Genomic DNA, 10,584 nt, shown 5'->3' with positions numbered 1-10,584 from the left:
GTACGAAGGGTGAAGTACGAAGTACCTGTACTATGTTAGATGTTAGATGTGGGATGTACGATGTAGATGTCTTGTGTCTTCGCCCACTTGCCTACCTGATTAATACTACCGTGCCCTTGCGGTAAACATCTCCACAAAGGGTTTTTGCCCTTATTTGATACACATACGTTCCTGGTGGTTGTTTGATGCCTTTGTAGTTGCCGTCCCAACAGGCGGAAGGGTTTTGGGTATAGAAAATCCGTTCGCCCCAGCGGTTGTAAACAGAAAAATCAAGATTGAGCACAAGGCCCCAGTTTTTAACGCCAAAACAATCATTGCGCATATCCGCATTAGGCGTAAAAGCGGATGGCATATAGAAGCCATTTTGGGCGCCATCTTTTATCACTTTTACCTGTATGGAGTCGGTGGTTTCGCAACTGCCGCCGATCTTTTTTAAGGACCGGCCAGGCAGCCTGTGGCTCCAAAGAATATAAAATGACGGATTGCCGCTTCTTGCCTTGTAAGGGCGGCATCTTCACCCCAGCACCTCTTTCTGCCTCTCCATCAGCACCCGCAGTTTTTCCAGTTGTTTGGTAAAACTCTCCATCATCCATTCTTCATGGGGAACCAGCCTGGCGGCGCCAGCGGACTGCTCATACGCCTGCATTTCCCCCAGGCCAAAATGTGCTTCTGCCTTGTTTACAGATATCCAGAATTTCTGCTCGTTAATAATGCCAAGCTGGTCTTCGCTAACCACCGTTGCCGATGCACCCGCCTGCGCTTCCATGGCGGCTATTTTAGCCGCATCCCTGTCACACATTTTAAGAACGTCGCGGCGTATGCGGTTGGCCCAGATAATATCGGCCATCCTTTCATCGCGGTTGCCATCCAGCAGGGTGGTAGCCCGGCTGTTTAAAAGGTAAGCAAGATTAATTCCGTTATGGCGGTTGTGCAACAGGTAGTAACCGCGCTGGTAACAAAGTATCGCGTTGTCAAGGTGCTGCTCGCCCTGGCCATGTTCAAACAAATGTTTTTCTATGCTGCCGGCCAACGCCACAGTTTCAGGGTCGTTGGTATGGTCAAGGTCTATGCGTTTAAGCAGGGCAATAGCGTTCTGTAAAGAAGTTACTTCATCAGGCAGGCGGGTTTGGTAAGTGGCCAGGGCCAGCCGCTGTACCAGGTACACATGGTTAGAGGCAATCCTGCCGGAGTCATTACCGTAGCCTGATATGCCCAATGCCGATTGAAACAAGCTCTTCGCCAGCTCAAATTGCTTTTTGCGTAAAGCCTCTTCACCCTGCTTTACAAGCAGGGCCAGCGTTTGGTCGTCGGCTGGTTGGGCGGCAGGCACGCTGTCTTTTTTAGCGGTTAAAGCATCGCCTATCTGTTGCGCTACTTTCTCTGCTTTTGCTTTAAGGTAAGGTGGTATCAAATCCTGCAGAAAAGTATATACCGGGCTATCCGGTTCTGTGTCGTTTAATACGGCATCAAGGGTTTCGCCCAGCAGTTTTTGAAAGCGCAGCACTTCAAAATAATCAATGCTGTCGCCCAGGTGTGTATAGCTTCTTATAATGATATGGTTTAAATCAAAAGGGTAGCCCAGTTGTTCTTCTGAGATAATAATGGTGGTGCGTGGTTTAAGGGCATGGCGTATGCCCAGCTCATAAAAGGCGTTTACATTGGCGGTGGATATGTCCGCTATCACAATGTCTGATGTAAGCAGTTGCTGGTACATTTCAAGGTCTATAGAGCCTGAGTGCCTTATTTCATCTGCCCTTACACAGGCAATACCTTTGCCTTCCACTACGGGTTTTATCAGGGCCTGGTAAGACTTGTCAAGGTTAAGCTTACGGCCGGTGGCAAGGTCGGTCTTAATGCCAAAGCCCATTACAACAAAACAGCGTTTCTGAGACATAATTTTTGTTTTCAACTGTTAGCAATTTCCTTTCAACTGGTGTGGTATGCTGTAATTTCTTTTGGGAACGGGCTGTAGAATTTCATGGCATCGCCTGTTGTGTCACTCACTTGTACGTTAGTTTTTCATGGCGACTTTTACGCGGGTATTAAGCATAGCGCCATTACCAACTAACTAAAACTGTTGCACAATGCTGAGTAAAGAATAAACCGTACAAGTGAGTGACACAACGGAGCTTCATAGCAGCAATACTGCTAAGGCCATAATCCTGCACTAAATTTTATACATACTTCAACAGCTCATCCGCGGCGCATTTCAGTTTATCCATATCGCCTTCCGTACAATCAATGTAACTGTAAATAGCCATGATGGGCGGCATATTCGCGTCGTTTAAAAAGTTGATCGTACGTATCAGCGTTGCCTTTTTGCGGAGTTCCATTACTTTGGCGCATTGGAACTCATCCCAACAAACAGCGGACTGGCTATACTCCGGCGACAAAATGCATACCACTGCTTTGGAATGCTGTATGGCGTCGGATATCTGCCTTAGCCAAAGGCCGCCGGCGGGTATGCTGCTGCGGTCGTAAAAAATGTTTAGTGAGTTGTTCTTTTGTTTCAGCACATCTACAAATTCTTTTATTTGATCCGTTTGCTTATGAGAATAGCTGATGAAAAAATCATAATTATTGCTGGCCGCTGCCGGCGCCGGTTGCGGTGGCGGGCCACCCCGTGATGGTTCTGCAGCAGGCGGCGGGGCAGGCGTAAAGCTTTGAGGCGGCGCAACTTTGGGGATAAGCTGTTGCCTGGCTTTATCAAAAATGGGCATTGCTATGCTCACCTGTTCCTGCGTATGCAGCACCAGTTTTATGTTCTTTAACGGCAGGCCATTCTGCAGCCAAAAAATAGCCGCATCCAGTATGGCGGGCAACATTTTTTCTAGCGGGGCCCTTTGCATACCGCTTGCCAAAACGGGTAAGGCTATTTCGTTATTTTCTTCGCTAAAGGCAAATGTGTTAATGCACCTGAAGATATTGCCCACAGCAGATTCTGGGCTGGTGGTTTGGTGCCGTGGCTCAAAGCAAAGTATGCGGCTGAAATTAAACCTTTCTTTTTGTGCCGGCGTTAACGGCTGTGACAACCAGCAACCCAACTCTTTCAACAGGTCAGCTTCTTTTGCGGCAGCCATATCGCCCAGCCTGATGCCTTTGTTAAAAAGCGCATGAATAAGTGTGCCGGGTACCGGCTGATAACTGCCTGGGTAGGCTGAAACTACCAATATATCCACAGCATGCTCTTTGGGTATTTCTGTAAGGTCTCCAAACAACAAATCAATAAAAGCGTTTGTACCGTTAACATGTATTTGCGACAATAGCTGCATCTTTCATTATTTCTTTTTATGGCAGGTGGCTTAAGCGGTTAACAATGTTTCAGCCACTTCAAGCGCCCACTGGTTATCTCCGGCCAGCAACTTAAGATTGTTGGCAGTGGTTTCCCTTTGCCAGGGTTCGCTGGATATGGCCAGGCAATCACCCAGGTATTTACTGGCTTTGTCAGGATTACCTTGTATTACAGCCAGCTCTACCAAAGTAGCGTAAGGCCAGTAATTGTCAAACCCGGAAGAAATAGTGCGCAGTTGCCGTTTCGATTTTTTTTCAAGGTGTGCCTGTACGGACAGTTCCACCGCTTTTGCAACATCTGCCGCATAGGGATCTTTCTTTATGCAAAGTAATGTAGCCGCGTTAACACCGGGGAAAAAGTCACGCATGTCTGCCTTATAACCATCCAGGTAGGTGTTAATGGCTTTATCTAAAAAGCTGGCTGCCGCCAGCGGTTTGGTTGTTTTAAGTTCTGTATACTTGTCTTTGTATACTCTTCCCAAAATTCCGCAGGTTTCGCTGTTGGCGCCGTTTTCATCAATCAGTTTCTGCAGCACTTTCACCGCGTCATCCCTTCTGCCGGCACGGTTAAGGGCAAAACCATATTGTTCCTGTATGCCTACTGTTTTGCGTATAAACAATGGTAACGATTCAATAAACTGCACCATGTTTTCAAAGCAGGATATGGAGCGGTAAGCCAGCAGCAGGTCTATTACTATAGATACTGTCCAGTCGTTGCGGTCGCCCAGTTTTTTTTCTATTTCGCTAATGGCAGCCGCTTTATCCTGTTTGTTTTTGTCGGATTGAATTACCTCCCTTATCTCCGCATCCAGCGATTCATTAAAAACTGTTTGTTCACGCAGCAGTTCAACTTTATCATCGCTAAGGTTATGGGTAAACTGTATGCCATCCAGCAATTGGTACACGGGGCTGTCAACTCCTTTGTTTGCTTTTACACCGTTAATGTAATTAACCATAGCCGCTATTTTATCCTCAATGTCTACAATAGTGCCATCCGCATACGAGTAGGGAAAGCAGCGCACATCTACCAGGTCAAAAGGTATTTTGGTTTCCGTTTCAAAAATGGAGAAAGTAGTAAATGGTTTGGCCGTGTAACGTATGCCCAGTTCATAAAACACATTGGCATTGGCTGTGGTTAAATCCGCAATGGCGTAATCGCAAAGTATCAGCCGCTCATACATGGGTTTGTGAATAATGCCGCCAATCATTTCGTGGTCGGCCCGTATGGGGTTAAGGCCACACTGCTCAATCACTTTTCTTATCAGGTTGTTATACACGTAGTCAAAGTCTATCACATTGCCTTTGGCATCCTGTTTTTTGCCAAATGGCATAATAATAAAGCAAAGGGGTTTGTGATGTATGTCAACGCCTTTTTCCTGTGCCATATACTACAGTTTAAAATTTGCGGTAAAGTGCTCGTCCTTTACTTCAGTGGAGGCGGCTTTGGCGCCGATGTCGTATAACTCAAACCGGCTGTCTGCATTGCTCATTTCAATCAGCTTGTCAATATCTTTTTGCGTGTATTCTTTTTTCATCAGCGGTTTTAGGGTTTCCATGTCAAGCCAGGTATTGTAACGCAGGTAAGATAAAAGGCCGCCCGTGCTTTTCCTGGCGTTGCCTATATAATCATTTTCCAGTTTGCCAATTTCCCCATCTATCTGCCAGGCCGTAGGCGAGTTGGAAAACCATTGCAGTAACAACTGGTTATGCCAGCTTGCATCCTGCATAAACATATCCGGCAGTTGTTGCGCCCATTTCAGCAGGTTGTTCTTTTTCACGTCAGAAGGTATTTTTTTCCATTTGCTCATGCCGGTGCCTATAGATACCAGCAACAGGTTATCAGAGCCCCATTTCCATTTAAACGGAAATCCCTGCAAAGTAGCCACCATCAATAACTGCAGCGCCGGGTTATTGGCCATGCTTACACCGCCATCTACAAAGGCTGCTTCGCTTAAACCGCCGCCTACATCAATAACCTGCGGTAAAAAATACGTGGGGGCGGCGGAGCTGGCCCTTACCGCTTTCCACAACAATATTTCCTTATTAAGTCCGTCAACGCTGTTAAAATATCTTCCTCCGGGGTGGTTAATCAATGGCCATACGCTGTTGGTATCCGCACGTTTGGCCACTATGCAAAGCCCCGTTTTAATACGCTGGTCATCGCCCAGTGTAATATCGCCAAACACTTTTTGCAGCTCTTGTTCCAGCGGCTTTTCGTTGTAGCCGGCCTTCAGCAGGTCATCTACCTGGAAGATATTCCACCACTTGTATTTTTTGGCAAATATTTTATCGCCAAGATCCATGTACATGTTCTTTATATCGGCCACTTTCATGCCTGTTGCCAGGCATGCGGCAATAATAGAGCCTGTACTGGTACCGCCTATTAAATCAAAATAGTCACTCAGGGTAAAGTTTCTGTCGTTACCGTGTTGTGCCCGCAAAATGTCCTCAACACGTTGCAGGTATCCAAGTGATAATGCACCGCGTATGCCGCCGCCATCAAGGGCCAGCATTCTTTTGGGGGCTGTTTTGTTAGAAAGGTGTTCTTCCAGTGATTTCATATAACAAGGTTTAATGACGGATAAAATACAAATGTTTTTTTGTAAATGAAAATGTGGCGGTTATAATGAGTAACCGGCGGTATGCAGATAATAAAAGGTCTGTAACAAAAACTGCGGGAACTATGCCCCGCAGTATCAATTTTTTCGCTGTTAGTTTAGTATGCCAGCAATTCCACATCTTTTATTCTTTCGGGAAACCATACCGTCATTTCTCCTTTGCCGCGGTTTGCCCATGTATAGTAGGGGATGGCTATTAATTTCTGCTGAACGGTGCCCAACCCCAGGCCATCAGCTTGAATATTTACTGCCGGCACTGTTGCTTCCAGCACCTGTACGCCGTTAAACAAATCTGCTTTGTAAGCAGTTGTAAAGCTGGTGCTTTCCGGTACAACCAGGTTACTTGTTTTATTATTGTTGTCAACCCATTCGGCACAATAAATAATAGGCCCGCGTTGCAGTGCCACTTTGCTGATATTGTTTTTAACGGTATCCAGGGTTGTTACTTTTCTTACACTCATAGGCAGGTTCAGTTCCACTACATCATTTTTTTTCCACTTACGGTTAATTACTGCGTAACCATCCTGCATTTCATATTCAGTGTGTTCGCCGTTAATTTTTATTTCAGGCATCACCATCATTTGCGCACCTGTAAAGCGATACAGGTCAGATGGTATGGCTTCACCCCTTGCCCAGCCGGGTATGCGCAGGCGCAAACCAAAAGCCATACTGCTTTTTGGTTCAACGGTAAACTTTAAATCACCATCCCAGGGGTAATTGTTCTGTTGGGTAACCTTTACATCTTTACCTGCAATTTTTAGGTCTGCATTGCCGCTGATGAAGAGGTTTACATATAACTGATCGTCTTTCTGGGCATAGATATAACCCGGTACAGAAGGCAACAGCCTGGTAAGGTTGGTGGGGCAGCAGGAACATTCAAACCAGCCGCTGCGTTCCGGTTCCATGCTGTGGTGAGAGAAGCTGTTGTGTATCTGCATGGCATTGGTGTAAAAGAAAGATTTTCCATCCAGCCCAATGCCCGATATTAAGCCATTGTACAGCATCTTCTCCAGTACATCAATATATTTGGCGTTGCCATGCAGCATAAACATACGCTGGTTCCAGTACACGCCGCCAATGGCAGCGCAGGTTTCGTTGTAGGCAGTGGTGTTGGGCAATTCATAATTATCGCCAAAGCGTTCACCACGCGGCACAGCGCCAATACCGCCCTGCACATATATCTTTTTAGCTACCATATTATCCCATAAGGCATCTATAGATCGTATGTAGGCGGTATCGCCGGTAAGGGCGGCTATATCTGTAACGGCCGAGTACAGGTACATGGCACGTACAGCATGGCCCACTACCTCATTCATGTTGGTAACGGTCTTGTCGTCCTGCCAGTACGATCCGTTTTTCCAGGGGTCGTTACTTTTAGCGTCATAACCTTTGTAATGCCCGCGGGCATCTATAAAAAATTTAGCTGTATTCAAATACTCCTGCTTACCGGTAATACGGTAGAGTTTTACCAGTCCCATTTCCACTATTTCATGGCCGGGGGCAACGGTTCTTTTTCCGGGGCCAAATACTGAACAAACCAGGTCTGCATTCTTCAGCGCAATATCCAGCAGGTTTCTTTTGCCGGTAGCATAATAGTGCGCTGCCGCCGCCTCGTATAAATGGCCGGCATTGTAAAGCTCGTGGCTGTTATCACGCTCAAGCACCCAACGCTCCTTGCCCGACCATGCATGCGGGTTGGCAGGGTCAATAGTGCGGGCTGTGTACAGGTAACCATCCGGTTCCTGCGCATTTTTAATCAATACAATCAGCGAATCAAGATAGGTGTCCAGCTTTTTATCAGGGTATACGGCCAGCGAAAATGAAGCGCCTTCCAGCGTTTTGTAGATGTCTGTGTCATCAAATGGAAATACTGTGCAAAACTTGCCTTTCTTTTCCGCAGCCATTACAAAATTCTTTACCCGGCCTGTATTCTCGCACCTTTCAAACGAAGCGGGTATGGTTACAGTGCGGTTGGTATTAATACGGGGCAGCCAGAAATTATCTGTTATATGCACACTGGTAAAGGGTACCGGTTTTACGGGATAGTCTGACTGTTGGGCCCATAGCTGTGCCTGAATTAAAACAGACAGCGACAGAATGATTTTTTTCATACAGTTTCTGTTATTGCCATTACTGGCGTTAGTAATTTTTGCTCCAGGATATTGACTTAGCATTGTGTTTGCCCGGCAATCTTTTTTATTGCCCCAACGTTCTGTATTTCATGGGGACTTCGTTGTGTCACTCACTTGTACGTTCTGTTCACTGGGCTGCAGGCATACTATTGCCAGCCCTTTTATTCTTTTGTTTATTAGTTATTGTTCTTAGTGTGTTTGTCTAAGCAAACGTATGGTGGGTATGGCAAGTTCCACTGGCAAACCACTTTTAATTGTTAAATATACAATTAAAAGTGAAAAACAGAATTTTTGAGGGCAAAATTTTCAAGGTACAGCTTGTTCCAGCAATAACGTAGAAAAGGGCAGCTTGCAACAAGCTGCCCTGTGGCGTGTATATTAAGGGTTACATTTTATTTTTTTGAAGGCAGGTAATGAAAACCGAGATAAGCAATCTTCCATTTGCCGCCATGTTTTTCCAGTATCCTGGTTTCAATAGATTGACCCAGTAATTGATGTGTTGTGCCATCAAAAGAATCCTGCTCGAATGTGTACCACGCCACTTTATCATAAATGCGGAAATTCTCGTTGTGGCGTTTTTCGTAAGAATCTTTCCAGATGGTGCGGTTTTCTGCGAATTGTTTCTGCTTAAAATTTTTCAGGCTATCAAATCCGTTAAAATATTTTACTTTTTCAGGATAGCCTTCCCAAAAACCATATTGGCGAAAATAATTTTCGTTTACAAAACAGTCTTTCCATGTTTCAAAATCCTGCCGGTAATAGGCAGTGGTTTCGGCCTCTATGAGTTTGGTAATAGCTTTCTGTTCTGCCGCATCACCGGCATCTTTTACTTTAAAGGCTGCAGTTATCAATAACAGGCAAAATGATGCGATCAATAAGTATTCTTTCTTTTTCATGATTGTGATGTTTGGGTGGTATCGTCCATTAACAAGGTGAGTAATGAATGCGGATTATGTTATTCCATTTCAAACCCGTCCAGGGCTTTTATGTTGATTTTTGCATTGGAGGCTACACGAACTTTTGAAACGCCATTCAGCAGAATTTGCAGATCGCTGTTGTTTAATTTTCCTTTTGACGTGATGAACGAATTCCCGTTAACCTGCAAGGATTCTAACTGTACCGCCGGAAGGTAGATGGTTGCAGGCGTATCCTTATTTGTTCTGCGGGCATCAATTCTAAGTTTGCCATTTGCCACATCTGCTTTTATACGTTCAGCGTCTTTGGGATCAGCTTCTACACAAAAACTATTGTCGCCATCGTTTGTTAGAATTACAGTTACATTTCCAAACAATTCTACGTTACTAAAGGCTTTTTCAAGGTTGATCTTTTTTGCTTTGCAATCACCTGCATAAGAGGCAGTATAAGTGAAAAACAACAACATAGTAATTATTATTCCTGCTGCTGGTTTGAAACTGTATTGAAAGATGTTTTTCATTTCTTTTGTTTTTTCATTGATTAATAAGACAAAGCTAGTTGCTGTAACAGGCCCAGGAAAGTGATGTTGAGTAAGCCGCGGTTTTTTTGAGTTGATTGTACTTGAGCAGCTATGCCGGCTTTTAAAGGATAAGCAAAAGATTTATCCGGCAAACACTGAGCAGCAGGGAAGACACAAACACATATATGTTGGTTGGGATGAGGAGTAATGCGCCTGGCTGGATTATAATGTGGGGTTGCTCAGTATAGCTATACAGTACAAGTGAGTGACACAACGATGCGTCATAGTAGTAATGCAGCCCGGACAATAAAATTATCGCGGGCTGCATTCAATGCCCAATCAGCAAATATGCTAAAATTTAGAAAATGAATCCATAAACTCCTGCCTGCGGCTGCGGCTTATGTTAATGGGCGTATCATCATCCATTACCAGGTAACCGCCATCGCCACGAACAAATTTTTTTATCCGGTTAAGATTGATGAGGTAAGAACTGTGCACCCTGAAAAAATCAGGGCCACTGAGGGCTTCATCTATGTCTTTAAGCACTTTGGATACCAGGATTTTTTTGCCGCCTGTAAGTACCACATTGGTGTAATTGCTCTCGGCTTCGCAATAAATAATGTCTGCAACAGGTACAAATATTAATCCGTCGCCGCTGGTAAGGGCAATGCGCTGTGGTACTGTTTTACCGGTATGCTGCATGTTTTGCAGCAGCAGCTCAAACTGTTGCCTGGTTGGCACTGTACGTTTTTCTTCAAAGCGTTTTACAGTGGCAATTAAGTCTTCAGGGTCAACAGGTTTAAGCAAATAATTGAGTGCAGCGTATTTAAATGCTTTAATGGCAAACTGGTCGTAAGCGGTGCAAAACACCACATCAAAGAAAAGTGTATCAAATTTCTCCAACATGTCAAAGCCGTTCATTTTCGGCATCTCAATATCCAGGAAAACAATATCGGGCTTGTATTCATTAATGGCATTAATGCCTTCTTCGGCAGAGCTGCACATAGCGGCGATTTGCACCTGTGGACAGTAGGTTTTCAGCAGCCACTCCATCATTTCAAGCGCATTTTTTTCGTCATCCAGCAAAACACATCGTATCATAAACTAT

9 protein-coding genes are annotated in these 10,584 nt (G+C 44.9%); all 9 read right to left on the bottom strand.

The window, feature by feature from the left end:
- Positions 1 to 91: 91 nt before the first annotated feature.
- Positions 92 to 352 carry a T9SS type B sorting domain-containing protein gene (locus F0364_RS25030; RefSeq protein ID WP_153800556.1) on the bottom strand — a complete coding sequence of 87 codons (261 nt, stop codon included), beginning with the start codon at positions 350 to 352 and terminating at the stop codon, positions 92 to 94.
- Positions 353 to 514: 162 nt separating this feature from the next.
- On the bottom strand, positions 515 to 1,894 hold the full coding sequence (locus F0364_RS25025) for a TRAFs-binding domain-containing protein (protein ID WP_153800555.1): 1,380 nt from the start codon (positions 1,892 to 1,894) through the stop codon (positions 515 to 517).
- A gap of 280 nt (positions 1,895 to 2,174) precedes the next feature.
- Entirely contained in the window at positions 2,175 to 3,272 is a 1,098-nt protein-coding gene (locus F0364_RS29075; protein WP_207632871.1) for a toll/interleukin-1 receptor domain-containing protein, read from the bottom strand.
- A 30-nt stretch (positions 3,273 to 3,302) separates the two neighbouring features.
- On the bottom strand, positions 3,303 to 4,676 hold the full coding sequence (locus tag F0364_RS25015) for a TRAFs-binding domain-containing protein (protein ID WP_153800554.1): 1,374 nt from the start codon (positions 4,674 to 4,676) through the stop codon (positions 3,303 to 3,305).
- Positions 4,677 to 4,679: 3 nt separating this feature from the next.
- Entirely contained in the window at positions 4,680 to 5,852 is a 1,173-nt protein-coding gene (locus F0364_RS25010) for a patatin-like phospholipase family protein (RefSeq protein ID WP_153800553.1), read from the bottom strand.
- Positions 5,853 to 6,007: 155 nt separating this feature from the next.
- Positions 6,008 to 8,020 carry a glycoside hydrolase family 127 protein gene (locus F0364_RS25005; protein WP_153800552.1) on the bottom strand — a complete coding sequence of 671 codons (2,013 nt, stop codon included), beginning with the start codon at positions 8,018 to 8,020 and terminating at the stop codon, positions 6,008 to 6,010.
- 413 nt (positions 8,021 to 8,433) lie between these two features.
- Positions 8,434 to 8,937, bottom strand: coding sequence for a hypothetical protein (locus tag F0364_RS25000; RefSeq protein ID WP_153800551.1), 504 nt, complete (start codon positions 8,935 to 8,937; stop codon positions 8,434 to 8,436).
- A 59-nt stretch (positions 8,938 to 8,996) separates the two neighbouring features.
- A complete protein-coding gene (locus F0364_RS24995; protein WP_153800550.1) occupies positions 8,997 to 9,476 on the bottom strand; it encodes a GIN domain-containing protein in 480 nt (159 codons plus the stop codon).
- 351 nt (positions 9,477 to 9,827) lie between these two features.
- Positions 9,828 to 10,577: a LytR/AlgR family response regulator transcription factor gene (locus F0364_RS24990; protein ID WP_153800549.1), complete on the bottom strand. Its 750-nt coding sequence runs from the start codon at positions 10,575 to 10,577 to the stop codon at positions 9,828 to 9,830.
- Positions 10,578 to 10,584 lie beyond the last annotated feature (7 nt).

This window comes from Foetidibacter luteolus (assembly GCF_009650435.1).
In the GTDB taxonomy this organism is placed as follows: domain Bacteria; phylum Bacteroidota; class Bacteroidia; order Chitinophagales; family Chitinophagaceae; genus Foetidibacter; species Foetidibacter luteolus.
The sequence above is the reverse complement of the archived record's forward strand: the minus strand, read 5'-3'. Positions and strand labels throughout refer to the sequence as shown.